The organism is Pseudomonas sp. B21128, from assembly GCF_044218865.1.
In the GTDB taxonomy this organism is placed as follows: Bacteria; Pseudomonadota; Gammaproteobacteria; order Pseudomonadales; family Pseudomonadaceae; genus Aquipseudomonas; species Aquipseudomonas iridis.
The window spans coordinates 1,797,074-1,822,057 of sequence record NZ_CP162590.1 but is presented as its reverse complement, the minus strand read 5'-3'; the positions used below and the strand labels follow the sequence as shown (position 1 = coordinate 1,822,057).

Sequence of the window (24,984 nt, the reverse complement as noted above, 5' to 3'; positions counted from 1 at the left end):
CCTGACGTTACGTCAATGAGACCACTTAGCAGTCAGGCTTGTCAGCCGTGTAACGACGTGCCGGGTTTACTGCCGCGTCAAACTCACGCAAGGCTTTGGCCCCGATCAGCAGCGGATAGTTGAAATGGCTGCGGTCGGTCAGGTTGACCTCCACGGTACGCTTGACGTTACCCAGGCACAGCTCCAGATCCACCACCGGGCGTTTGGCCGCTTCAGTGGTTTCGCGCTCCTCGTCGTCCTCGTCGGAACGGCTTTTGATCTTGCTGATGCGCGCGACCTTGTGTTCATAAACCTTGTTGCTGGCATCTTTGGTGGCGAGACGGAAACGAACCCAATCGTCGCCATCGCGGGTGAAGGTCTCGATGTCCTTGGCCGACAGCGAGGCAGTCAGCGCGCCGGTATCCATCTTGGCCTTGAGCACTTCACCACCGATTTCCGGCAACGCGATGTATTCATAGCGCCCGTAGAGGGTCGGCTCAGCGGCCATGACCGGCAGAGCGACAAGGGCAAACAGTGCAAGGAGGGATTTCACGTAAGGGACTTCCTTGGGTGAGTTAGGCAATGGGATTTTAGACCGTTGTCTTTGAATTCGTTCGGCAAACCCAAGATCAAAGGTGAAACACTCGTCAGCGCAAATTTGGCCTGTCGCCCGAAGCTGCTTATCATGGCGAGCACATCCGTCTTCAAAGAGTTGCTTATGCGCCGCCTGCTCACCGGCTGTTTCGTCACCCTGCTGCTGTTGCTCAACACCCTGATCCTGATCGGGCCGTTGCTGGTGTTTGCCTTGCTCAAACTGATTGCGCCCGGCCGCTGGCGCGATCATGCATCAGCGGCAGTGATGTGGATCGCCGAGACCTGGGCGGAAATCGACAAGCTGATTTTCCGCCTGTGCATCCCGACTCAGTGGGACATTCGCGGTGGCGAAAACCTGCGCCGGGACACCTCGTATCTGGTGGTCAGCAACCATCAGTCGTGGGTCGACATTCCGGCACTGATCCAGACCCTCAACCGACGCACGCCGTTCTTCAAGTTCTTCCTTAAAAAGGAGCTGATCTGGGTGCCGTTCCTGGGTTTGGCCTGGTGGGCACTGGATTACCCGTTCATGAAGCGCTACACCAAGGCTTTTCTGGCGAAAAACCCGGAGCTGGCGGGCAAGGATCTGGACATCACCAAAGCCGCCTGTGAGCTGTTCAAGCGCCAGCCGGTGACGGTGGTGAATTATCTGGAAGGCACGCGCTACACGGCGGCCAAAAGCAGCCAGCAGCAATCACCGTTCAACCAATTGCTCAAGCCCAAGGCCGGCGGCGTGGCGTTTGTGCTGGCGGCGATGGGTGAACAGCTGGACGCGATTCTCGACGTCACCGTGGTTTATCCACAGCAGAAGATTCCGGGATTCTGGGACTTGATCAGCGGCGGCGTGCCGCGAGTGATCGTCGACATCCAGACCCGCGAACTCGACCCCGCGCTGTGGCAGGGCGATTACGCCAACGATCCGGTGTTTCGCGAGAAGGTCCAGAACTGGGTCAACCAACTCTGGACGCTCAAGGATCAACGCATCACCGAGTTACGCGGCCAGCGGAGCTGATTCAGCTACCGGTGCCGGTGCCCCAGATGCTGCCAAGGCTGCTCAACAGCGAACCACCGACGCCCTGCTGACCGAGGTATTGCAGGATCACCGGGGCAAATTGGCCGATCATGCCGCTGTCCATGCCCAACGCGCTGAACGCATTGTTCAGGTCATGGGTGTCCTTGACGTTGCCCAGCGCGTTTTCCAGACCGGCGGATTTGCCCGACGAACCGAGCAAACCGCTCAATGCCGCCAGATTGCCGCTGCCACCCGAGAGCTTGTCGATGCCCGGCACTTCCTTGGCCAGCTGCGAGTAGTCAGTGCTGCTCAGCTGGTTTTTCGCCAGGCCCAGCATCGCACTGGTGCCACCCACGGCTTGCTGCGGCGTGACGTCCAAAGCGCTAAGCGCGCTCAACAGACCGGCGGTTTCCGAGGTCGGCGCCGCGGCGGCAGCCTTGTCACCGCCCTGCATGCCCGAAACCGCCCCCGCTACATCGTTGAGGCTGAAACCGGCAAGCGCGGGGCCTGCGGCCAGCGCCATCAATGAGGCCAAGGCAAAACCGCGTGCAATCTTCATTTCAGACATCCTCTTGTGGCGTGAGAACCACCCATCACGGGCGGTGAAAACTGCCGTTTTGACCGGAAGTCCTCCGGCATGTTCCGAAGCAGTGCGTCCATATTTACCGCGCTCGCGTATATAAATCGTGAAACCAGCGAGTGCCCTCACCCTAACCCTCTCCCAGAGGGAGAGGGCTGGGGTGAGGGGTCGCTCCTGATCTGATCTTCCAATAAAAACGGCGACCCGAAGGTCGCCGTTTTTCGTTGCCTGATGATTACGCCGCACTGAACAACTTGTGCGGATCAATCACAAACTTCTTCGGTACACCCGCATCGAACTCGCCGTACCCTTCCGGCGCCTGATCGAGGCTGATGACCTGCACGCCAACCACTTCGGCAATGTTGATGCGATCCCACATGATCGCCTGCATCAGTTGGCGGTTGTACTTCATCACCGGCGTCTGGCCGGTGTGGAAGCTGTGGGATTTGGCCCAGCCCAGGCCGAAACGAATGCTCAGGCTGCCCATTTTCGCCGCGGCGTCGACGGCGCCCGGATCTTCAGTCACGTAAAGGCCCGGGATACCGATCTTGCCGGCCACGCGCACGACGCCCATCAACGAGTTGAGTACGGTGGCCGGGGCTTCGGATTTGACGCCGTCGTGACCGTGTCCACGGGCTTCGAAGCCAACGCAGTCCACCGCGCAATCCACTTCCGGCTCGCCCAGCAGCGCGGCGATCTGTTCGTGCAGCGGGGTGTCTTTCGACAGGTCGACGATCTCAAAACCCTGCGCTTTGGCGTGGGCCAGGCGGATGGTGTTGACGTCGCCAACGATCACTACCGCTGCGCCGAGCAGGCGTGCCGATGCGGCAGCGGCCAGACCGACCGGGCCGGCACCTGCGATGTAAACCGTGCTGCCCGGACCTACGCCCGCGGTGACTGCACCGTGATAACCGGTTGGCAGGATGTCGGAGAGGCAAGTCAGGTCGCGGATTTTCTCCATGGCCTTGTCGCGGTCCGGCAGTTTCAGCAGGTTGAAGTCGGCGTACGGCACCAGCACGTATTCAGCCTGGCCACCGGTCCAGTCGCCCATGTCGACGTAACCGTAAGCGCCGCCGGCACGGGCCGGGTTGACGGTCAGGCAGACGCCGGTGTGTTGCTCTTTGCAGGAACGGCAGCGCCCGCAAGCCACGTTGAACGGTACGGACACCAGATCGCCGATTTTCAGGTTTTCGACGTCGGAGCCTTTTTCGATCACTTCGCCAGTGATCTCGTGGCCCAGCACCAGACCGGTCTGCGCCGTGGTACGGCCGCGCACCATGTGCTGGTCGGAGCCGCAGATGTTGGTGGAAACCACTTTGAGAATGACCCCGTGCTCGATCTTGCGACCGCGCGGGTCCTGCATTTTCGGATAGTCGATTTTCTGTACTTCGACCTTGCCAGCGCCGAGATACACCACACCACGATTGCCAGACATGCTTTCACCTCGCTGTTGTTTTTATGGAACCGCGTTGCCCAGACAGGCAGCGCGTTGAGTGCTCGGGTACAGATGCTGTGTATGTGTTGCCTGTTATGGCCTCATTGCTGGCAAGCCAGCTCCCACAGGATTCGGGTTGGATTGAAATTTTGTAACCAACAAAAATCCCTGTGGGAGCTGCGGTGCGACGATTCGACTTGCCAGCGATGGCGATCTAAAGGACGACCGTACGATTGGCGTTAAGAAACACCCTGCGCTCTATGTGATAGCCAACGGCGCGGGCCAACGTCAGGCCTTCGATATCCCGCCCCTTGGCAATCAAATCTTCCGGGTAATGGCTGTGATCCACCGCCTCGACACCTTGGGCAATGATCGGCCCTTCATCGAGATCGTTGTTGATGTAGTGCGCCGTCGCGCCGACCAGTTTCACGCCCTTGTTGTAGGCCTGGTGATACGGTTTGGCGCCCTTGAAACCCGGCAGCAACGAGTGATGAATGTTGATCGCCTTGCCATCGAGCTTGCGACACAGCTCTGGCGACAGCACCTGCATATAGCGGGCGAGGATGACCAACTCGGCGCCAGACTCTTCGATCACCTGCCAGACCTGGCGCTCTTGCGACGGTTTGTCGTTGGGATCGAGAGGGAAATGGTAGTAGGGAATCTGGTGCCAGTCGGCCAACGGCTTGAGATCCGGATGATTGGACACCACCGCTGCCACGTCCATCGACAATTGACCGATGCGCTGGCGGTAGAGCAAGTCGTTGAGGCAGTGATCGGCCTTGGAAACCATGATCACCACTTTCGGCCGGTAGTTCGGCGCGGTCAGTTCGAAGATCATGCCAAACGCCTGACCCCGTTCTGCGAGGCCGGCGCGAAAGGCTTGTTCGTCGAAGCCGTCGGGCTGGCGAAATTCCACGCGAATGAAGAAGCGGCCGGAGAGCCGGTCATCGAACGAGTGGTGCTCGGTGACGTAGCAACCCTGCTCGAACAGAAAACGCGTGACCGCGTCCACAGTGCCGAGGACGCTGGGGCAGTCGGCGGTCAGAATCCATGTGTCTGGGGCGCGGCTCATGGTGCGGTGACTCCTGTTCTTTTGTGCGGGGTGTCAGGTTTTCCCCTCACCCTAGCCCTCTCCCGGAGGGAGAGGGGACTGACCGAGTTGTGCTTTCGAGCTACGCCGACCTGAAATTCCGAAAGTGAATGCAGATCGCAAAAACACCCGAGATCTGCTCCCTTTCCCCTCTCTCCCTTGGGGGCGGTCCGACGTTTCGGGAGGGCTGGGGTGAGGGGGAAAAAATCTCCAGCCCTACACGCAAGCACGCTCAACGCAATTCACTTCAAGCCTGAACACTAAGCCCGTATTCAGCCGAAGCATCCTGCAACCACAACCACCAGTAATCCGAGAAACTACGACGGATCAGCAACTCCCAAGTGTCTTCAGCAGTATGGCGAATCATCAGTTGCGACTTGGCGAACACCGTGCCCACCGCTTTACCGACCGGGAAGCTGTTCGGATGCACGTCGTAGCTGGTGGACTTCATCAGCACCTGACGCACGTTCGGCCCGCTCAGTTCGAGCAATTGCTGGCCACCGCTGACGTTGACGATCGCGATGTGCAGATCGCCCAACGCTTCACGCAGTTTCTGTTCGGCGGCGAATTCTTCACCGCTTGGCACGATCAGCAGCCACTCATCCGGGCCCATCCATTGCAGGCTGGTTTCGCCTTTGACGATCACGCTCAGGGCGCCGGGCAATTCGATGCCCAGGGCTTTGTGCACGCCAGCGGCGAACGCTGCATCGTGACCATCGCCACGAATGGTCAGATGGCCGAGGAGTTTACGCTCGCGCACGATCACGCCGGCGTTCTTGCGGCCCTTGCCGACCAGGCTGGCGAGGTCGGCATGGTGCAGCGACGACTCGGCACGGGCACCGGTGGTGGGGCGTTGTTGGTACACGTTGGCTGTGGTCATAAAGCACCTATATCAATTCTGTTGGTTCCGGCCCTTGGGGTGGCTGCTTTGCCGCCTTCGCGAGCAAGCTCGCTCCCACACTGGACTGATGCCTGACACAAATCCCATTAACAACCCGAAACCTGTAGGAGCGAGCTTGCTCGCGAAGGCGATATCCGCCACCCCACAGGACCCGAAGCCATCAAATATTCTGGCGATCACCCTTCGGATCGAAGAACACCGAAGAAACGATTTCCGCCTCGATCACGCTGCCATCCGCCAACGGTGCAAACACCCGCTCGCCAAGACGCTTCAAACCGCCCTTCACCACGCCCATCGCAAACGAATAGCCCAGGGAGTTGTGCGCATAGCTGGAAGTCACGTGGCCGACCATGGTCATCGGGATCGTCTGTTTAGTGTTGAACACCAACTGCGCGCCTTCCGGCAGCCATTTGGTCGGATCGATCGGCTTCAGGCCCACCAACTGCTTGCGCTGATCACGCACGCAGTCTTCACGGTTCATGCCGCGCTGGCCGATCCACGAGAACGGTTTGGTGCGACCGACACACCAGCCCATGTTCAAGTCGTCCGGGGTCATCGAGCCGTCAGTGTCCTGGCCGACGATGATGAAACCCTTCTCGGCGCGCAGGACGTGCATGGTTTCGGTGCCATACGGCGTCAGGTTGTACTGCTTGCCCGCCTCGACGATTTTCTCCAGCACGCCCATCGCGTAGTCGGCCTGCACGTTGACTTCGTACGACAGCTCACCGGTGAACGAGATGCGGAACACCCGCGCCGGCACACCGCCGACCTCGCCTTCTTTCCACGTCATGAACGGGAACGCTTCGTTGCTCAAATCGATATCGGTGACCGCGCTGAGCAGCTTGCGGCTGTTCGGGCCGGACAGGGTCATGGTCGCCCAGTGGTCGGTGACGGAGGTGAAATACACCTTCATGTCCGGCCATTCGGTCTGGTGGTACAGCTCCAGCCACTGCAGCACGCGCGCCGCGCCGCCGGTGGTGGTGGTCATGACGAAATGGTTGTCCGCCAGGCACGCCGTCACGCCGTCGTCGAAGACCATGCCGTCTTCTTTGCACATCAAACCGTAACGGGCCTTGCCCACATCGAGTTTGGTCCAGGCGTTGGTGTACACGCGGTTAAGGAACTCGCGGGCATCCGGGCCTTGAATGTCGATCTTGCCGAGGGTCGAGGCGTCGAGCAGGCCGACGCTGTCGCGCACGGCTTTGCATTCGCGCTTCACCGCGGCATGCAGGTCTTCACCGTTTTTCGGGAAGTACCACGGACGCTTCCACTGGCCGACGTCTTCGAACTCGGCGCCGTTTTTCAGGTGCCATTGATGCAGTGCGGTATAACGCACCGGCTCGAAGATGTGCCCGCAGTGGCGGCCGGCGATCGCGCCGAAAGTCACTGGCGTGTAGTTCGGGCGGAACATCGTGGTGCCCATCTGCGCGATGGTCACGTTCAGCGAACGGGCGGCGATGGCCAGACCGTTGACGTTGCCCAGCTTGCCCTGATCGGTGCCGAAGCCCAGCGCGGTATAGCGTTTGACGTGCTCGACCGATTCAAAGCCTTCGCGGGTCGCCAGTTCGATCCCGCCTGCGGTGACGTCGTTCTGTAAATCGACAAACTGCTTCGGCGCACGCGCAGAATTCTTTTCATGCGGCACCTGGAACAGCGCCAGCGTCGGCTCTTCGTGACGGCTCAAGGCTTTTGGCAGCACGCCTTCAACGGTCTGGAAACCGGCTTCGGCAGCGGCGCGCACGCCACCTTCAAAACCGTCAGCCAGCGAATCGCCAAGACCGTAGACACCGTTGATGCCACCGACGCACACGCGTTTCTGCGGTGCTTCACCCGGTACGAAACCGAGGATGTCTTCGCGCCAGGTCGGCTTGCCGCCCAAGTGCGAGGCCAGGTGAACCACCGGGCTGTAGCCGCCGGAACTGGCGACCACGTCGCAGTCGAGCCATTCGCCCGGACTGGTCACGGCGTGCGCTTTGACATCAATCGCGGCGACGCGGGCAGCAGTGACGCGCTTGCTGCCTCGGGTCTCGATCACGGCGCTGCCGGTGAGGATGCGGATGCCTTTGGCGCGAGCCTCTTCAACCAAGGCACCACGCGGATTGCTGCGAGCATCGGCGATGGCCACCACTTGCAGGCTGGCATCGAGCCAGTCCAGCGCCACGCGGTAGGCGTGATCGTTGTTGGTCGACAGCACAAGCTTCTTGCCCGGCGCCACGCCGTAACGGCGCACGTAAGTCGAGACCGCACCGGCGAGCATGTTGCCCGGCACATCGTTGTTGCCGTAGACCAGTGGACGCTCGCAAGCGCCAGTGGCCAGCACCACACGCTTGGCGCGAACGCGGTGGATGCGCTGACGCACCTGACCGATCGGCGCACGGTCGCCGAGGTGATCGGTGAGGCGTTCGTGAATGGTCAGGAAGTTGTGGTCGTGGTAACCGTTGACCGTGGCCCGCGGCAGGATCAGCACGTCCGGGGTATTTTTCAGTTCGGTGATGACGCTGGCAACCCACTCAATCGCTGGTTTGCCGTCGAGGCTTTCGCGCGAATCGAGCAGGCTGCCGCCGAACTCTTCCTGCTCATCGGCGAGGATCACGCGAGCACCGCTACGCGCAGCGGCCAGTGCTGCAGCGAGACCGGCCGGGCCACCGCCAACAATCAACACGTCGCAGTGCTGGTTCATGTAGTCGTAGGTGTCCGGATCATTCTCGGTCGGCGAGCGGCCAAGACCTGCAGCCTTACGAATGTACTTCTCGTAAGTCATCCAGAACGATTGCGGGTACATGAAAGTTTTGTAGTAGAAACCCGGCGGCATCAGCTTGCCGCCAACCTTGCCGAGAATGCCCATCATGTCGTTGTTGACGCTCGGCCAGCCGTTGGTGCTGGTCGCGACCAGACCTTGATACAACGCCTGTTGCGTGGCGCGCACGTTGGGGATCTGCGTGGCTTCGGTAGCACCGATCTGCAGCACCGCATTCGGCTCTTCGGCACCGGCAGCGAAGATCCCGCGAGGACGCGAATACTTGAAGCTGCGGCCGATGATGTCGACGCCGTTGGCGATCAGCGCCGAGGCCAGCGAGTCACCCTCGAAGCCTTTGTAGCTCTGACCGTTGAAGGTGAAGCTCAGCACTTTGTTGCGGTCGATCCGTCCACCGTTGGACAGGCGATTGGTCTGGCTCATACCTTCTCTCCCAGCGCCGTCGTGGCTGTTTTCGCAGCATCAGCCTTGTCGGTGAATTGCGGCTTGGTGCCGATCTTGTAGGTTTCGAGAATCTCGTAGGTCACGGTGTCGCGGGTGACGTTGAAGTACTGGCGGCAACCGGCAACGTGATCCCACAGCTCGTGGTGCAGACCGCGCGGGTTATCGCGGAAGAACATGTAGTCGCCCCACTCCGCATCGGTGCAGCTTGCAGGGTCCAGCGGGCGCGGAATGTGCGCCTGACCGGAGGCATGGAATTCCTCTTCAGAGCGCAGCTCGCCGCAGTGAGGACAGAAGATATGCAACATGGGATTTCTCCTGTTAGTGGGCGACAGCCGCAGCGCCGTGTTCATCGATCAACGCACCGTTGTGGAAACGGTCGATGGAGAAAGGGGCGGCCAACGGGTGCATTTCACCCTTGGCCAGGCTCGCGGCAAACACGTTGCCCGAGCCAGGTGTTGCCTTGAAGCCACCGGTGCCCCAACCGCAGTTAAAGAACATGTTCGGCACCGGGGTTTTCGAAATGATCGGGCACGCATCCGGCGTGGTGTCGACGATGCCGCCCCACTGACGGTTCATGCGTACACGCGACAGCACCGGGAACATCTCGACGATGGCCTGAATGGTGTGCTCGATCACCGGGTACGAACCGCGCTGGCCGTAGCCGTTGTAGCCGTCGATACCGGCGCCGATCACCAGGTCGCCCTTGTCGGACTGGCTGATGTAACCGTGCACGGCGTTGGACATGATCACACTGTCGATAATCGGTTTGATCGGCTCGGACACCAGCGCTTGCAGCGGGTGGGATTCGATTGGCAGACGGAAACCGGCGAGTTTGGCCATGTGCCCGGAGTTACCGGCCGTCACCACGCCGACGCGCTTGGCGCCGATGAAACCCTTGTTGGTTTCAACGCCGATGCACACGCCGTTTTCCTTACGGAAACCGATCACTTCAGTCTGCTGGATCAAGTCCACGCCCAGAGCATCAGCGGCACGGGCAAAGCCCCACGCCACGGCATCGTGACGGGCGACGCCGCCGCGACGCTGGACGGTTGCGCCGAGCACTGGGTAGCGAGTGTTTTTCGAGCAATCGAGGTACGGAATCTCGTTGGCGACTTGCTCAGTGTTGAGCAACTCGCCGTCGACGCCGTTGAGGCGGTTGGCGCTGACCCGGCGTTCGGAATCGCGAATATCCTGCAAGGTGTGGCACAGGTTGTAGACGCCGCGTTGGGAGAACATCACGTTGTAGTTCAAGTCTTGCGACAGGCCTTCCCACAATTTCATCGCGTGCTCGTACAGATGCGCCGACTCGTCCCACAGGTAGTTGGAACGCACGATGGTGGTGTTGCGCGCGGTGTTACCGCCGCCCAGCCAGCCCTTCTCGACCACGGCGACGTTGGTGATGCCGTGCTCTTTCGCCAGGTAATAAGCAGTTGCCAGACCGTGCCCGCCGCCGCCGACGATGACCACGTCGTAGACCTTTTTCGGGGTCGGCGTGCGCCACATTTTCTGCCAGTTTTCGTGATGGCTGAGCGAGTGTTTGAAGAGGCCGAAGCCCGAATAGCGTTGCATAGTCATGTACTCCAGAACGCTCAGCGATAAACCGGGAAATCAGCGCACAGGGCCGCGACGTTTTTCGCCACATCCGCCTCAACATCGGCATCGCCAAGGTTATCGAGGATGTCGCAGATCCAGCCGGCCAGTTCAGTGCACTGCGTCACTTTGAAGCCGCGAGTGGTGACGGCCGGGGTGCCGATGCGCAGACCGGACGTCACGAACGGCGACTGCGGATCGTTCGGCACCGCATTCTTGTTGACGGTGATGTGTGCACGGCCAAGGGCGGCGTCGGCGTCTTTGCCGGTCAGGCCCTGACGGATCAGGCTGACCAGAAACAGATGGTTGTCGGTCCCGCCGGACACTACATCGTAGCCACGTTTGATAAATACGCTCGCCATCGCCTGGGCGTTGTCGATCACTTGCTGCTGATAAGCCTTGAAGCCCGGCTCCAGCGCTTCCTTGAAGCACACGGCTTTACCGGCGATTACGTGCATCAGCGGGCCGCCCTGAGCGCCGGGGAACACCGCAGAGTTGAGTTTCTTTTCAATTTCTTCGTTGGACTTGGCCAGGATCAAGCCACCACGCGGGCCGCGCAGGGTTTTGTGCGTGGTGGTGGTGACCACGTCGGCGTACGGCAGCGGATTCGGGTACAGACCGGCCGCGACCAGACCGGCGACGTGAGCCATGTCGACGAACAGCAGCGCACCGACCTTGTCGGCGATCTGGCGGAAGCGCGGGAAATCCAGCGTCTTGGAGTAAGCCGAGAAGCCGGCGATGATCATTTTCGGCTGGCACTCGACGGCCAGACGCTCGACCTCGTCGTAATCGATCAGGCCGGTATCGGTGTTGATCCCGTACTGCACGGCGTTATAGAGCTTGCCCGAGGACGACACTTTGGCGCCGTGGGTCAAGTGACCACCGTGGGCCAGGCTCATGCCCAGAATGGTGTCGCCCGGCTGGATCAACGCCAGGTACACGGCGCTGTTGGCCGAGGAACCGGAGTGCGGCTGGACGTTGGCGTAATCGGCGCCGAACAGTTGCTTGGCGCGCTCGATGGCCAGCGCTTCGACTTTATCCACATGCTCGCAGCCGCCGTAGTAGCGCTTGCCCGGATAGCCTTCGGCGTATTTGTTGGTGAGGCCGCTGCCCTGGGCTTGCATCACGCGTTTGCTGGTGTAGTTCTCCGACGCGATCAGCTCGATGTGATCTTCCTGACGTTGCTCCTCGGCATTCATCGCCGCCAGCAGTGCATCGTCGTAACCCTGGATCTGGTCTTGCTTGCTGAACATCGCGTCTCTCCCAGCGGCGGCGGTGCGCCATTCGTCTCGGTCAGGCACCTGCGTGCCCTTTGATGCGATGGTATGACCGGCGCAGACAGCTCAAATGCCTACGGACGCCACGCAAAGGTGCGTTTACGACATGGCCGGAAATGCCCTTGCCAGACTCGATCTCAAAAACACCAGAGAACCTTGTGGGAGCTGGCTTGCCAGCGATGGCGGTGACACATCAGGCATCGATGGCGGCTGACCCAACGCGATCGCTGGCAAGCCAGCTCCCACAGGGTCAAGCGGCGATCTGGCGGATAAGGAGTAACAGCAGGAAATGTGCCGGATACAGGGCATAGGCCCAGCGCCGCATGGGTGGCGGCTGGGTCGTTCGGGCATGTCGCAAAAGAACCCTCCCAAGCAATGGCGCAATCAGGCAAATGATGAGGCCGAAAATCGCCAACTCATTGCCGAACCGCGCAGATTCGAACAACACCCGCCACTGATTCGCCACCAGGCACACCAGCCCCGGCAACAGCGCGAAATGCCACGGGCGACGAATCACCCACAACGTCGCCAGCGGCAGCAAAACCCCAAAGAAACCGAACATCAGCCGTTCCGAGAACAACACAGAAACCAGCAACGCGCCGGCACCGAGCACGCGCGATGCCAAGGCCCGATCCTGCCAGCCTCGCGCCACCAGCAATCCCAACGCCAGCGTTGGCATGACGTTCAACGTGTCGGGATCAGGAATGTACAACCGATACGGAATCTCGCTGATCAGGCTGAACAACAGCAACCAGCCCAGATACCGCCACTCGGTCTGGCGCGCACCCGCACGATCAAGATTCGCCGCCATTGCCAGACAAAACCATGGAAACGCCAACCGCCCGGGCACATACAGCCAATCGACGGAGAACCCGACATATCGCAGGTGATCGAGCAACATGCTCAACAGCGCCAGCCACTTGAGCAGATCCAGCGCGCCGTCGCGTTTTCTCAGGTGCATAATCGGCCCGTGTCCTTGTAGAGTTTTGACAGCGACATCTCGTGTGCTCCCCGGAAGATCTTCGGTAAAGTGCGCACCATCATTGACCAACGAAGCGCCACAAGCGTTTCGATCACGGAAGCCGGCCATGACCGACAAGAGCCAACAATTCGCCAGCGACAACTATTCCGGCATTTGCCCTGAAGCCTGGGCTGCCATGGAACAGGCCAACCACGGCCACCAACGCGCTTACGGCGACGACGAATGGACCGCTCGCGCGGCCGACCATTTCCGCAAGCTGTTCGACACCGATTGCGAAGTCTTCTTTGCCTTCAACGGCACCGCCGCCAACTCGCTGGCCCTGTCGTCGCTGTGCCAGAGTTATCACAGCGTGATCTGCTCGGAAACTGCCCACGTCGAAACCGACGAATGTGGCGCCCCGGAATTCTTCTCCAACGGCTCGAAACTGCTGATCGCCGGCACTGAAAACGGCAAGATCACCCCGGCCTCGATCCGCGAAGTCGCGCTCAAGCGTCAGGACATTCACTACCCTAAACCGCGTGTCGTGACCCTGACCCAGGCCACTGAAGTCGGTAGCGTCTACACCCCGGAAGAAATCCGCGCCATCAGCGCCACCTGCAAAGAGCTGGGCCTGAACCTGCACATGGACGGTGCGCGTTTCTCCAACGCCTGCGCGTTCCTCGGCTGCTCGCCAGCGGACCTGACCTGGAAGGCCGGTGTTGATGTGCTGTGCTTCGGCGGCACGAAAAACGGCATGGCCGTCGGTGAAGCGATCCTGTTCTTCAACCACAAACTGGCCGAAGACTTCGATTACCGCTGCAAACAGGCCGGACAACTGGCCTCAAAGATGCGCTTTCTGTCGGCACCGTGGGTGGGCATCCTCGAAAACGACGCCTGGCTCAAATACGCCCGCCACGCCAACCACTGCGCGCAACTGCTGGCCGAATTGGTCAGCGACATTCCGGGCGTCGAGCTGATGTTCCCGGTCCAGGCCAACGGCGTGTTCCTGCAACTGTCCGAGCCCGCCATCGCCGCACTGACCGAGCGCGGCTGGCGCTTCTACACCTTTATTGGCAAGGGCGGTGCACGCTTCATGTGCTCTTGGGATACCGAAGAAGAGCGCGTACGCGAACTGGCCCGCGACATCCGCGAAGTCATGAGCGCCTGACCTGACACAACCCCCTCTCCCTGTAGGAGCTGCCGCAGGCTGCGATCTTGAATCGCAACCTGCGGCAGTTCTGCACGGCCCCTTCGTCGATTGCCTTTCTGCGCTTGGTCTACATTGTCTGTCGAGCCCTCCGCTCACATAACAATAAGCAGGAGCATCGGCATGTCGTTACAAGGCAAAACCCTGTTCATCACCGGCGCCAGCCGTGGCATTGGCCGTGAGATCGCGCTGCGGGCCGCGCGGGACGGGGCCAATATCGTGATTGCGGCGAAAAGCGCCGAACCCCATGCCAAGTTGCCCGGCACCATCCACAGCGTCGCCGCGGAAGTCGAAGCGGCGGGCGGCAAAGCCTTGGCGTTGCAGCTGGATGTGCGTGACGACGACGCGGTGCGCCAGGCGTTAGCGCAGGCCAACGAACATTTCGGCAGCATCGATGCGCTGGTGAACAACGCCGGGGCGATCAAATTGACCGGCGTGCAACACATCGAACTCAAGCGTTTCGACCTGATGCACCAGATCAACACCCGCGCAGTACTGCTGTGCAGCCAAGCCGCCCTGCCCTATCTGAAGAAATCCGCCGGGCACATTCTCAACCTGTCGCCGCCACTGAACCTGGCGACCCAGTGGTTCGCCCAATACAGCCCCTACACCGTGACCAAATATGGGATGAGCATGCTGACACTGGGCATGAGCGAGGAATTCGCCGGGTACGGGATCAGCGTCAATTCACTGTGGCCGCAGACGATGATTGCCACGGCAGCGATTGAGTTTCAGCTGGGCAACAGAGAGTCGTTCAAGCATGCGCGCACGCCCGAGATCATGGCGGATGCGGCGTATGTGATTTTGAGTAGCAGCAAGCGGCAGATCACGGGGCGATTGCTGATTGATGAGGAGATTTTGCGCGAGAGCGGTGTGAGCGAGTTTGAGCACTATCGCTTTGAAGCGGGCAGCAGCGCGGCGTTGATGACGGATTTGTTTGTTGACTGAAAGAGCCCCTCACCCTAGCCCTCTCCCGGAGGGAGAGGGGACTGACCGAGGTGTTTGGTCGAGGTACGCCGACGTGAAATACCGAGTCGAACTTAGATTTTGAACAACATAAAAATCGGCTCCCTCTCCCTCGGGAGAGGGCTGGGGTGAGGGGCAAGCCGAGCGCAGCAGCCCGCCCCACCGCCAATCAGAACTCGATACGGACGTCGCCCTTCGGCACGCTGCAGCACGACAAGATAAATCCTTCCGCCTCGTCGTCCTCGGTAATCCCGCCGTTGTGCTCCATCTCCACTTCGCCCCCAAGCTTGAGCACCTTGCACGTCCCGCAAATCCCCATGCCGCAGGCTTTCGGGATCATCAGGCCAAGCTTGGCCGCCGCCGCATGCACCGTCTCGCCCGGTGCCACGCGAATACTCTTGCCGGACGAAGTGAATTCCACCTGATGCAGATCCGCCGCGTCGATTTCCGGGGCGTCGGCTGCCTGCTCGGCCTGTTCGACAGCATCGGCGCGAGCCTCGGGTGGCGTGGCACCGAAGGATTCTTCGTGGTAGCGCGACATGTCGTAACCGGCGGCTTCCAGCAGCCGCTTGACGGCGTGCATGTACGGCGTCGGCCCGCAGCAGAACACTTCGCGCTCGAGGAAGTCCGGCACCATCAATTCAAGCATCTTGTGATTGAGGTAACCGCGATACCCGGCCCACGGCTCACCCAAGCCATGCTTCTCGCAGATCAGGTGCAGGCTGAAGTTGTCGATCCGCGAGGCCATGTGTTCCAGCTCGCGGTGGTAAATGATGTCTTTGGGCGAGCGCGCGCTGTGGACAAAGGTCATGTCGACATTGGCGTTGGTGTCGTAGAACCAGCGCGCCATCGACATGCATGGCGTAATACCCACGCCGCCGCTGAGGTACAGGACTTTCGGACTCGGATAGTCCATGGCATTGAACAGCCCGACCGGCCCGTGCACCGCCAGCTCCTGGCCTTCATGCAGCGTGTCGTGCAGCCAGTTGGAAACCTTGCCGCCCGGCACCCGTTTGATCGTCACCGAAAAGCTGTAAGGCACCGACGGCGAACTGGAAATGGTGTACGAACGCATGATCGGCTGGCCTTCGATTTCCAGCTCCAGGGTGACGAACTGCCCGGGCTTGAAGAAGAACAGGATCGGCTGATCGGCCATGAAGCAGAAGGTGCGCACGTCCCAGGTTTCCTGGATGACTTTGACGCAACGGACAATGTGTCGACCATTGGCCCAGGTCTGGGTGGTGACCGGATTCAGGAAGCTGTTGGACATGCTGTTCTCCACGGCCGACTGTCGGCCTTCATGTGGCGATTCTGCGTATAGCGCAGACCGCCCGTTTACCTATCCGCGACATCGGCATACTTATCGCGACCAGCCCCCAACCACCGGGGGTTGCGCGTCGGGAACAGATTGCACCATGTCGCCCATGGATAAGGTTCCGCCCAGCGCCGGGCCCACACTCGCCCCAACACCAAGACAGATTCTTTACACCTTGCGTAGCAACCGTTAGCAGCACACCTGATTAGCCACTTTCGCCGGCCACGCAGATGGCCATGAGGATCACATCGATGGACGTCACCGCAAAAATCAGCCTGGGCGATCCGCTGGAACCCGCACGCAAGGCCACCGCCCAAATGTTGCAGGAGCGCGAGCGCACCTTCTCGCTGCCGCAACCGTTCTACAGCGACGAGCGGCTGTTCGATATCGACATGCAGGAGATTTTCCAGAAAGAGTGGTTGATCGCCGGCATGACCTGCGAAATCCCGACCAAGGGCAACTACCTGACCCTGCAGGTCGGCAAAAATCCGATCATCGTCATCCGCGGCGCCGAAGGTGTGGTGCATGCGTTCCATAACGTCTGCCGCCACCGTGGCTCGCGCCTGTGCACCAGTGAAAAGGGCAAGGTCGCCAAACTGGTCTGCCATTACCACCAGTGGACCTATGAGCTGGACGGTCGCCTGCTGTTCGCCGGCACCGAAATGGGCGCTGACTTCGACATGAAGCAGTACGGCCTCAAACCGGTAAACGTGAAGACCGCTGGCGGCTACATCTTTATCAGCCTGGCGGAGAATCCACCGGCCATCGATGACTTCCTGTCGACGCTGAACCACTACATGGAACCGTACGACATGGAGAACACCAAGGTGGCGATCACCACCACCCTGGTGGAAAAGGCCAACTGGAAACTGGTGCTGGAAAACAACCGCGAGTGCTACCACTGCAACGCCTCGCACCCGGAACTGCTGAAAACCCTGCTGGAGTGGGACGACGTCACCGACCCGCGCGCCGATCAGGCGTTCAAGGATCACGTTGCGGCCTCCGCAGCGGCCTGGGAAGCCGAAAAGATCCCGTACGCCCACGCCAGTTTCGGCCTGCGCAACCGCATCGTGCGCATGCCGCTGCTCAAGGGCACCGTGTCGATGACCCTCGACGGCAAACAGGGCTGCGCCAAACTGATGGGCCGCATCAAGAACCCGGATCTCGGTTCGATGCGCATCCTGCACCTGCCGCACTCGTGGAACCACTGCATGGGTGATCACATCATCGTCTTCACCGTGTGGCCGATCAGTGCCCAGGAAACCCTGGTTACCACCAAGTGGATCGTGCACAAGGACGCGGTCGAAGGCGTCGATTACGACGTAGAACGCATGCGCCAGGTGTGGGACGCGACCAATGATCAGGATCGGCGTCTGGCCGAAGAAAACCAGCGCGGCATCAACTCCACGGCGTACCAGCCGGGGCCGTACTCGAAGACCTATGAGTTTGGCGTGGTGAATTTTGTCGATTGGTACAGCGAAAGACTGCTGAGCAATCTCGGCGCAGAACCTGCGCCTTACCTCAAAGGCGTCCCTGTCCAGGGTTAAAGCAAGATCAAAAGATCGCAGCCTTCGGCAGCTCCTACAGGTTTTTGTGTCGCTCACAAATTCGGTGAACACCAACAACCCTGTGGGAGCTGGCTTGCCAGCGATGGCGTCCTGACATTCACCTTTGACATCCAGTGGATGAATTTTGATCAACCACGCCACACACCATACCCACCAAGCCCCCCAGCCTTCCGCAAACAACTTATCCACATACCCACCCACAGCAAATGGGGACAACTGTGGATGACTCGAAAAATATTCCACTGGTTTGCCAAGAAAAACCGTGACTTATGCAGAACTACGGTTTGGGACAGGTATTGGGTGTTTTTTGATCACATCTCTGCATGCAGCGGTTTGTATGGCTTGCAGAGGATGACGAACACCTTATCCACAGAAGCGCCGACAGAGATCGGGGGTAACTTTGCTGACGCTGTGGAAAACCATCCAAAACCTTCATAAACCGAGGCTTTCAAGGTTTTAATCGGAATTCGGAAGCACATTGATCACTATTCAACCAAATGGTCCAAGGCCTTCATATACAAGGCCTGTGGCCAATAGCGAACATCTTATCCACAGAAGCGCCAACAGACTTTGGGGGCAAATCGAAAATAAGCAGGAGCCTTATCCACACAAAAAAACCCGCAAAAACCGTGGGTTAGCCTGATCAGTTTTCATACAGCAGGCTACAGGCCCCGCTTTACGTGCCCCACAGAGAACCACAAACAACTTATCCACATGCGTGTGCACAGCGATTGTGAGTAACATGCTACCGGCTTGAAAATCGCGCGAAATCACTCGGGCCAAAAGTTCATCTACACTCACTTTTGCAGTTATATCCAATGGCCTGGGTTAATGCAGAAGTCCTTGGCGTTATAAAAGGAGGTAGACCAGTGATGTGGCAGGGCACGCCCAGCCATCACTGCGCCAAAAGTTTTACGCTGATTGAATTACTACTGACGCTGGCCTTACAGGCCACGTTTTCGACAGTGGCCTATCTGCTGACGGCGTTGATGGATAAACGCAACCGGGGACTTGACCTGCAACGCTGGTTGCGGGAAATACGCCGTGCGGTTGACGCCTGTAAAGAAGCCAGCCACGACAGTCGCCTTGAAAAAACTGTCAGTGGCAGCGTCCACCCGCCCTCTTTGAGGGTATTAATCGAGAGGGGCACGCCCCAGCACTTGCGCCTGCACACCAAAGCCCGGCAAGCCGTGCTGCGTAATCACTCGTCCTCCATTCGCCAAACACTGGGCCCATACCGCGCGCCCCCACTCTCTGCAAATCCTTCTGGAGCGCCGCTCCCTGCGTCGGGCCTTTGCTCGCCCACTGGCCGGCACGGCCAACTGGGGTGGCGGGCGCCAAGCCATTCGCGCCAATCAACTCTCAGTCATCAATCACAGCTTTACAGGGCAAGGCTGTTATCAAGGGTGGATGTTTCTGTCTGGCCCTGGGCAGAACAACTCTGCAACTTGCATCACTCCCATGGGAGATCAGCTAACCCCTGATGCCAATTGAACCAGCACACTGATCGTTCCAGCAGTTCGGAACTTGTTTATCTGAATTGAAGGTGGACTAGAGCATGAATAAATACGCGAAAGGATTTCTCCAATGGACGCTGGCAGCTTTTTGTTTGGCGCCGACCTTGAGCTGGGCCCATGGCGCCCTGGATTTCCCGGCATCTCGTGCGGTGAACTGTCAGGCTACCGGAGGCTACTGGCAATCAGAAGATGGCTCCTCCATCGTCGATAAAGGTTGCCGAGAATCAGCCAAACTCTTTAATACCCCTGCCGAAAAAGCATTCGCCGCCCAACAATGGAATGAGGTTGCACACATCCCGGAGATTGATAATCCATCGTTGGATCAGATCAAGGCCATTATCAAAGATGACCAGATCTGCGCCGCGAATGACCCCAGAAAAGCCAGCCTGGATTACCCCACACCCTTCTGGACCAAGACCGACGTTGTATCCGGGCAGGCACTGACCCTGCGGCTTATTGGCACCGCCCCCCATGTCCCCAGCAGGTTCTATGCATTTACCAGTAAACCAGGCTTCAACTCGGCAACTGACAAACTAAAGTGGAGCGATCTGGTGCAGTTGGGCCAAGAACAAGTCTTTACCGTGGCTGAAACAAACTGGGGGGAGCTACCCAAACTACCCGCATCAGGATATTTCGAGATAGTCAGAACTATCCCTGACGGGCTTTCAGGGAATGGGCTGGTTGTCGGCATCTGGATACGGAACGACCCGAATGGCGAGTTTTTCATTTCGTGTTCGGACGTGAGCTTCAAAGGTGGAGGTGTACCCGAAGAACCTTACAATATCGGCAGCTTTATCAACGGCGATATGGCTGCCCTCAAGCCGGGCGACTCTGTGCACTTTCGGATCTTTGGTAACGATGGGGCAAAAAAAGAACTGGTCGATATCATTCATAAAATCAGCGCAGCTAATTTGCCGCCTGCTCAATGGGGAAAGGAAATAGCTGACCAAGTCGACCCCGCTATCGCCCGTATTGGCGAGCTGGACGGTTCGACCGTTACTTACAACGTGCAAAACCCTTCAAGCAACTCGACATATGCCACTCAAAAAGGTTACAGCCAGGCCATGTCGATCATCACAGGCGAGGACCCAGGCCCTGTTAATCCGGCGCCACCGGTCGCGCGCATCACCGGGCCTGCGACATTGAAGACGGGACAACCTTTCACGTTCAACGGCACGTCATCATCGGCAAGTAATGGTGCCCTGCTCTTTCAGTGGGCCGTTCCAGGGATGACAGGCGCACAGAACGGCCCGACCGTCAGCGGCATCGCATTACCCGTCACACAGCCCAGCAAGTTCACGGCCCGCTTGAATGTTCGCGATCCGAAAAATGGCAAAACGGACCAAGCAGAGTTCGAATTTACCGTAACGCCAGCCAGCGACGGCGGAGAGTACCCGCCCTACAAAGAAGGCACCCCGTACAGGGCCGGCGATATCGTGACGAACGCGGGCAAAAACTATCAGTGCAAACCCGAACCTGTTACTGCCTGGTGTGCCGGCGCCGCGTGGGCTTATGCCCCAGGGGCAGGCTCTTCATGGAAAGAGGCCTGGGATGAAGTTGAGTGAATCATCAGCCCGCAAGTACACGTCGCATAGCGCCTTATTTCGAGCACCACTGTGGACCATGGACTTGAACTGCAACAGGCCGGGCGCGTTATCCACATGAAGATCAGCTTGCCGGCGATGGCGGTGTAACGGTCAGCTATATTTTGACTGTTGTGCCGCTATCGTCGGCAAGCCGGCTGCTACGAGGGTTGGCGTGCCCATGAATTAACGGATCACACCTTCTTCGATCAGCAGCTTGAGAATCGCCTGAGCGCCCTCTTCGGCGCTCACGCCCTTGAGCACCTGTCCCCCGCCACCACTGGCCTTGGCCGTGGCGGCTTTCATGCGGTCGGCACCGCTCTTGGCTTTGATGACCTTTAAACGTTTTGGCCGAGGCTTGGCCGGTTGCAACGTGGCGACAGACAAAAGCTCATCGTCGATCACTTCGACGTTATCAGCCTCCAAGAGCCCGCGCCGCGCCGGTCCATAGGCACTCTGCCTCGGCTTCGGCGCCGCGTTATCCACAGTGGCCAGAAACGGCAGCTTCACCTTCAACCGTCTCCGTTGCCCACGCGGTAGCGCTTGCAACACCAATGCCGAGCCATCATTGATCGACTCGACCTGAGCCAATCCGACCACCAGTGGCCAGCCCAAACCTTCGGCCAGAAGGAACGGCAACATGCCCGAGCCCTCGCCGGTTTCTGCCTGGCTACCGGTCAGCACCACTTGAGCACCGGCCTCACGCAGATACGCCGTCAGCGCCGGCAACGCGTCCGCGCCCGCCGGTTGCTCCAGCACATGCATCTGCTCCAGGCCCATGCCCAGATAGGCGCGCAACGCCGGTTCGGCAACGTCGCCGGCATGCAGCACTTGCAGGTTATCCCCAGCCAGTTGCAAACCCAGTTCCACTGCCCGTGCATCCTGCTCCGCCCGGCGTGGGCGGCCGGAGGTTGGATGGGCGCCGATTGAAACCAGACTGATGATTTTTGTGTTCATAGCGTTTCCTTAAGCCGCATCGCGCTTGGCGTCGTTGCGGTAGGCCGCTACCGCCGCGATCAAGGCTTGAAGAATCTCTGCGCTCTCGCCGATCACCGACAGGTCGGCACGTTTGATCATGTCGCAACCCGGATCAAGGTTGATCGCCACCACTTTGTCGCAGGCGCCAATGCCTTGCAGATGCTGGATCGCACCGGAAATCCCCACCGCCACATACACCCGCGCAGTGACCCAGGTACCGGACGCGCCGACCTGACGATCACGCGCCATGTAGCCGTCGTCCACCGCCACCCGCGAAGCGCCTTCGGTGGCACACAGTGCGGCAGCAGTCTGGTGAAACAGCGCCCAGTCCTTGACCCCGTTACCGCCAGAGAAGATGAACTCGGCCTCGGCCATCGGAATGGCCGCCGGGTCCACCGCCACCGCGCCCAGATCCTCGATTCGCGACAAGCTGCGCGCAACGCTTGTGGATAACTCCACGGGCAGCGCTTCGTGGCGGGTTTCGCTGACCGGTTCGGCACATTCGGCCGAGGCCAGAATCAATCGTGCGACCGGACGCGCGAGGTCTTGCAGCCCCGCACCGGCGCGGCCGATGCATTGCTCATCCTTCACCTGCCAGACCCGTGTGGCCGGGCGTTCCCCCAACGCTGCAGCAAAGCGACGGCCGAGTTCACCGCCACCGCTGCGACTGTCCGGCAGCAGCCAGTGACGCGGATTGAACTGGTTATGCACAGCCCGCAGGCCCTGCACCCGTTGTTCCGGTGCATAACCGTTGAACGCTTCGCCATCGAGTACCAGCAAGCGATCAACGCCCGCCGTGGCAAATGCGCTTTCCTTGTGCTCGCCGAACACCACCGCCAGCACCGCCCCATCCTTGCCGGCCAACTCATGGGCAAGCCCCAGCAAGTCGCGGTCGTGGCTGCTCAAGCGGCCACCGACCATGTCCGGCACCACGCTGATGTAGAAGGCCGGGGCCGGCACCTGATGCAGGGGCAATTGCACCTCTACAGCGGCGGATCGTTTAGTCGCCCCGCCCTGTTGCGCGCCGCTGCGGTCAATACGCTTGATGCCGTTGGGGCCAATAAAACCGATGCCGTGCAGGTTTTTACGGATGACGCCGTTCGGCCCCATCCAGCTGTGTTGTGCCGGTTGCATCGCCGCGTGCAGCGGATGCAGTCGGTTGCGGGCGATCCATTCGGCGCGCGGATCGCGGCGGATAATGTCGCTCATCAGTGGGCCTCCGCGGGTTCACGTTTGGCCGGCGTGGTCGGCTTGCTTGGCGCGGCGTCTTCGAGCAGCGCGTCGGCAACCAGTTCGGCAATGTCCTTGATCAGCGGACGCGGTTCGACCACGCCTTCGAGCATCGCCGTGCACTGTGGACAACCCACGGCCACCAGTTCAGCGCCGGTTTCGCGGATGTCGTCCATGCGCATGTCGGGGATACGCTGTTTGCCCGGAATGTCGGTGATCGGCGCACCGCCACCGCCGCCGCAGCAACGCGAACGGAAGCCGGAACGTTGCATCTCTTTGACTTCGATACCGAGCGCACGCAGCACCTCACGCGGCGCTTCGTACTCGCCGTTGTAGCGGCCGAGATAGCATGGATCGTGATAGGTCACGCTGTTGCCTTTGTGCTGCCCGAGGTTGAGCGCGCCGGCCTGAATGATTTCCGCCATGTAGGTGCTGTGGTGCTGCACCCGGTAATTGCCGTCGAACGCGCCGTACTCGTTTTTCAGCACATGAAAACTGTGCGGATCACAGGTGACGATGCGGTTGAAGCTGTACTTGGCCAAGGTCTGGATATTGCGTTTGGCGAGCTGCTGGAACGTCGCTTCGTCGCCCAGACGACGGGCCACGTCGCCGCTGTCGCGTTCCTCAAGACCGAGTACGGCGAAGTCGACTTTCGCGGCCTTCAGCACTTTGACGAAGGCGCGCAAGGTGCGCTGGTTGCGCATGTCGAAGGCGCCGTCGCCAACCCAGAACAGCACGTCGGTGGATTTCTTTTCGCTGAGCAGGTTCAGGTTCAAATCCGCCGCCCAGTTCATCCGCCCGCCCGGTGCGAAACCGCCGGGGTTGTCGGTGGCGATGAGGTTTTCCAGCACCTCGGCGCCCTTGTTCGGCGTTGCGCCTTTTTCCAGGGTGAGGTGGCGGCGCATGTCGACGATGGCATCGACGTGCTCGATCATCATCGGGCACTCCTCCACGCAGGCGCGGCAGGTGGTGCACGACCACAGGGTCTCGGCGTCGACCAGACCGTTGACGATCGGTTGATGCGGATTGCCTGCATGCTCGCCGACGGGTTTGCCTGGATACGGGCTGCCTGCGAACTTGGCATCGGTGCCGCCAGCGAGGCCGACGACCATGTCCTGAATCAGTTTTTTCGGGTTCAGCGGCTGGCCGGCAGCGAACGCCGGGCACGCGGCTTCACACTTGCCGCACTGCACGCAGGCATCAAAACCGAGCAACTGGTTCCAGGTGAAATCCTTGGGTTTTTCCACACCCAGCGGTGCTGTCGGGTCGTTGAGGTCCAGCGGTTTCAAACCGGTGGAACGACCGCCGCCAAAACGTTCGGCGCGACGGTGCCAGGCCAGATGCAGGGCGCCAGCGAAGGCGTGCTTCATCGGCCCGCCCCAGGTCATGCCGAAGAGCAATTCCGACACGCCCCAGAGCACGCCAATCCCGAGAATCACTGCCAGCAGCCAGCCACCGAAGTGCTCCGGGAGTATCCCGGCCACCGGCAACGTCACCAGAAAGAATGACGCCGAGAAGGCCAGCAGGCTTTTCGGCAGGCGCATCCACGGGCCTTTCGACAGCCGTGCCGGCGGGTTGCGCCGACGCAGATAAACGAAGATCGCCCCGACGAACATCACCGCCGACATCAGCAGCAAGGCGTAACCGAGGATGCGGTTATGCAGGCCAAAGCCGTGCACCAGAATCGCCAGCACAATCGACGCCACCGCGCCGCCGGCCGTGGCCACGTGGGTATTGGCGATGTATTTGTCCCGCGCCACCACATGGTGCAGATCGACCATGTAACGCTTGGGCATGGCCAGCAGGCCGCCGATCAGATCGACCTTCGAGGCTCGGCCCCGACGCCACATCGCCACCCGCCGCAACGCGCCAAGGACAGCGAGGCCCAGGGCTGCGAACAACAGGATTGGAAGAAGGGTGTTCAACATAGGTGAAGCTCCCAAAGACCTCGGGTCTTGCAGGTCGAGATGCCTTACTCGGTTCCTGTGGGAGCGAGCTTGCT

General features: G+C 60.1%; 20 protein-coding genes. 5 read left to right on the top strand and 15 right to left on the bottom strand.

Going from position 1 to position 24,984, the window contains the following annotated elements; all coding sequences use genetic code 11:
* Window positions 1-25: 25 nt before the first annotated feature.
* Window positions 26-532, bottom strand: coding sequence for an ATP-dependent zinc protease (locus AB4P91_RS08050; protein ID WP_150593669.1), 507 nt, complete (start codon window positions 530-532; stop codon window positions 26-28).
* Window positions 533-697: 165 nt separating this feature from the next.
* Here AB4P91_RS08050 and AB4P91_RS08045 point away from each other — a divergent pair, with 165 nt between their 5' ends.
* Window positions 698-1,585 carry an acyltransferase gene (locus AB4P91_RS08045; protein WP_150593668.1) on the top strand — a complete coding sequence of 296 codons (888 nt, stop codon included), beginning with the start codon at window positions 698-700 and terminating at the stop codon, window positions 1,583-1,585.
* Window position 1,586: 1 nt separating this feature from the next.
* Here the strand turns inward: AB4P91_RS08045 and AB4P91_RS08040 are convergent, their stop codons facing one another.
* From AB4P91_RS08040 to AB4P91_RS08000, 9 genes are all read right to left on the bottom strand, one after another.
* Window positions 1,587-2,144 (bottom strand): DUF2780 domain-containing protein, encoded by a 558-nt coding sequence (locus AB4P91_RS08040; RefSeq protein WP_150598120.1) that lies wholly within the window; start codon window positions 2,142-2,144, stop codon window positions 1,587-1,589.
* Window positions 2,145-2,400: 256 nt separating this feature from the next.
* Complete coding sequence (fdhA, locus tag AB4P91_RS08035; RefSeq protein ID WP_042561444.1) at window positions 2,401-3,600, bottom strand: formaldehyde dehydrogenase, glutathione-independent; 1,200 nt, start codon at window positions 3,598-3,600, stop codon at window positions 2,401-2,403.
* 214 nt (window positions 3,601-3,814) lie between these two features.
* Window positions 3,815-4,672 carry a formyltetrahydrofolate deformylase gene (purU, locus tag AB4P91_RS08030; RefSeq protein ID WP_042561445.1) on the bottom strand — a complete coding sequence of 286 codons (858 nt, stop codon included), beginning with the start codon at window positions 4,670-4,672 and terminating at the stop codon, window positions 3,815-3,817.
* A 265-nt stretch (window positions 4,673-4,937) separates the two neighbouring features.
* Window positions 4,938-5,570, bottom strand: a complete 633-nt coding sequence (locus AB4P91_RS08025; RefSeq protein WP_150593666.1) for a sarcosine oxidase subunit gamma — start codon at window positions 5,568-5,570, stop codon at window positions 4,938-4,940.
* 181 nt (window positions 5,571-5,751) lie between these two features.
* The gene (locus tag AB4P91_RS08020) at window positions 5,752-8,769 is read right to left on the bottom strand and encodes a sarcosine oxidase subunit alpha (protein ID WP_150593665.1); all 3,018 of its coding nucleotides are present in this window, start codon (window positions 8,767-8,769) and stop codon (window positions 5,752-5,754) included.
* Window positions 8,766-9,095 carry a sarcosine oxidase subunit delta gene (locus tag AB4P91_RS08015; protein WP_042561448.1) on the bottom strand — a complete coding sequence of 110 codons (330 nt, stop codon included), beginning with the start codon at window positions 9,093-9,095 and terminating at the stop codon, window positions 8,766-8,768. Before AB4P91_RS08015 ends, AB4P91_RS08020 begins: the two co-directional genes overlap by 4 nt.
* A gap of 13 nt (window positions 9,096-9,108) precedes the next feature.
* Window positions 9,109-10,359, bottom strand: a complete 1,251-nt coding sequence (locus AB4P91_RS08010; RefSeq protein ID WP_047303829.1) for a sarcosine oxidase subunit beta — start codon at window positions 10,357-10,359, stop codon at window positions 9,109-9,111.
* A 20-nt stretch (window positions 10,360-10,379) separates the two neighbouring features.
* Complete coding sequence (glyA, locus tag AB4P91_RS08005) at window positions 10,380-11,633, bottom strand: serine hydroxymethyltransferase (protein WP_042561450.1); 1,254 nt, start codon at window positions 11,631-11,633, stop codon at window positions 10,380-10,382.
* Window positions 11,634-11,907: 274 nt separating this feature from the next.
* Window positions 11,908-12,618 carry a TraX family protein gene (locus tag AB4P91_RS08000; RefSeq protein WP_395604602.1) on the bottom strand — a complete coding sequence of 237 codons (711 nt, stop codon included), beginning with the start codon at window positions 12,616-12,618 and terminating at the stop codon, window positions 11,908-11,910.
* A gap of 127 nt (window positions 12,619-12,745) precedes the next feature.
* On the opposite strand from AB4P91_RS08000, the gene AB4P91_RS07995 reads away from it, so the two are divergent.
* Together AB4P91_RS07995 and AB4P91_RS07990 are read left to right on the top strand one after the other, a co-directional pair.
* Window positions 12,746-13,786 carry a low specificity L-threonine aldolase gene (locus AB4P91_RS07995; protein WP_042561452.1) on the top strand — a complete coding sequence of 347 codons (1,041 nt, stop codon included), beginning with the start codon at window positions 12,746-12,748 and terminating at the stop codon, window positions 13,784-13,786.
* 162 nt (window positions 13,787-13,948) lie between these two features.
* Window positions 13,949-14,773: an SDR family oxidoreductase gene (locus AB4P91_RS07990; RefSeq protein ID WP_395604601.1), complete on the top strand. Its 825-nt coding sequence runs from the start codon at window positions 13,949-13,951 to the stop codon at window positions 14,771-14,773.
* A 187-nt stretch (window positions 14,774-14,960) separates the two neighbouring features.
* On the opposite strand, the gene gbcB is transcribed toward AB4P91_RS07990, so the two are convergent.
* A complete protein-coding gene (gbcB, locus tag AB4P91_RS07985; protein WP_042561454.1) occupies window positions 14,961-16,061 on the bottom strand; it encodes a glycine-betaine demethylase subunit GbcB in 1,101 nt (366 codons plus the stop codon).
* Between the two features lie 296 nt (window positions 16,062-16,357).
* Here gbcB and gbcA point away from each other — a divergent pair, with 296 nt between their 5' ends.
* Window positions 16,358-17,653 (top strand): glycine-betaine demethylase subunit GbcA, encoded by a 1,296-nt coding sequence (gene gbcA, locus AB4P91_RS07980; RefSeq protein WP_042561455.1) that lies wholly within the window; start codon window positions 16,358-16,360, stop codon window positions 17,651-17,653.
* 965 nt (window positions 17,654-18,618) lie between these two features.
* On the opposite strand, the gene AB4P91_RS07975 is transcribed toward gbcA, so the two are convergent.
* Window positions 18,619-18,789 (bottom strand): hypothetical protein, encoded by a 171-nt coding sequence (locus tag AB4P91_RS07975; RefSeq protein ID WP_395604600.1) that lies wholly within the window; start codon window positions 18,787-18,789, stop codon window positions 18,619-18,621.
* 443 nt (window positions 18,790-19,232) lie between these two features.
* Between AB4P91_RS07975 and AB4P91_RS07970 the strand changes: the two genes are divergently transcribed.
* The gene (locus AB4P91_RS07970; RefSeq protein WP_150598114.1) at window positions 19,233-20,756 is read left to right on the top strand and encodes a lytic polysaccharide monooxygenase; all 1,524 of its coding nucleotides are present in this window, start codon (window positions 19,233-19,235) and stop codon (window positions 20,754-20,756) included.
* A gap of 204 nt (window positions 20,757-20,960) precedes the next feature.
* On the opposite strand, the gene AB4P91_RS07965 is transcribed toward AB4P91_RS07970, so the two are convergent.
* Genes AB4P91_RS07965 through dgcB form a run of 3 tightly spaced genes read right to left on the bottom strand, consistent with a single transcriptional unit; the run spans window position 20,961 to window position 24,910 of the window.
* Window positions 20,961-21,731: an electron transfer flavoprotein subunit beta gene (locus AB4P91_RS07965; protein ID WP_395604599.1), complete on the bottom strand. Its 771-nt coding sequence runs from the start codon at window positions 21,729-21,731 to the stop codon at window positions 20,961-20,963.
* A gap of 9 nt (window positions 21,732-21,740) precedes the next feature.
* On the bottom strand, window positions 21,741-22,961 hold the full coding sequence (locus tag AB4P91_RS07960; RefSeq protein ID WP_395604598.1) for an electron transfer flavoprotein subunit alpha/FixB family protein: 1,221 nt from the start codon (window positions 22,959-22,961) through the stop codon (window positions 21,741-21,743).
* On the bottom strand, window positions 22,961-24,910 hold the full coding sequence (gene dgcB / locus AB4P91_RS07955) for a dimethylglycine demethylation protein DgcB (protein WP_395604597.1): 1,950 nt from the start codon (window positions 24,908-24,910) through the stop codon (window positions 22,961-22,963). Before dgcB ends, AB4P91_RS07960 begins: the two co-directional genes overlap by 1 nt.
* Between the last annotated feature and the right edge of the window lie 74 nt (window positions 24,911-24,984).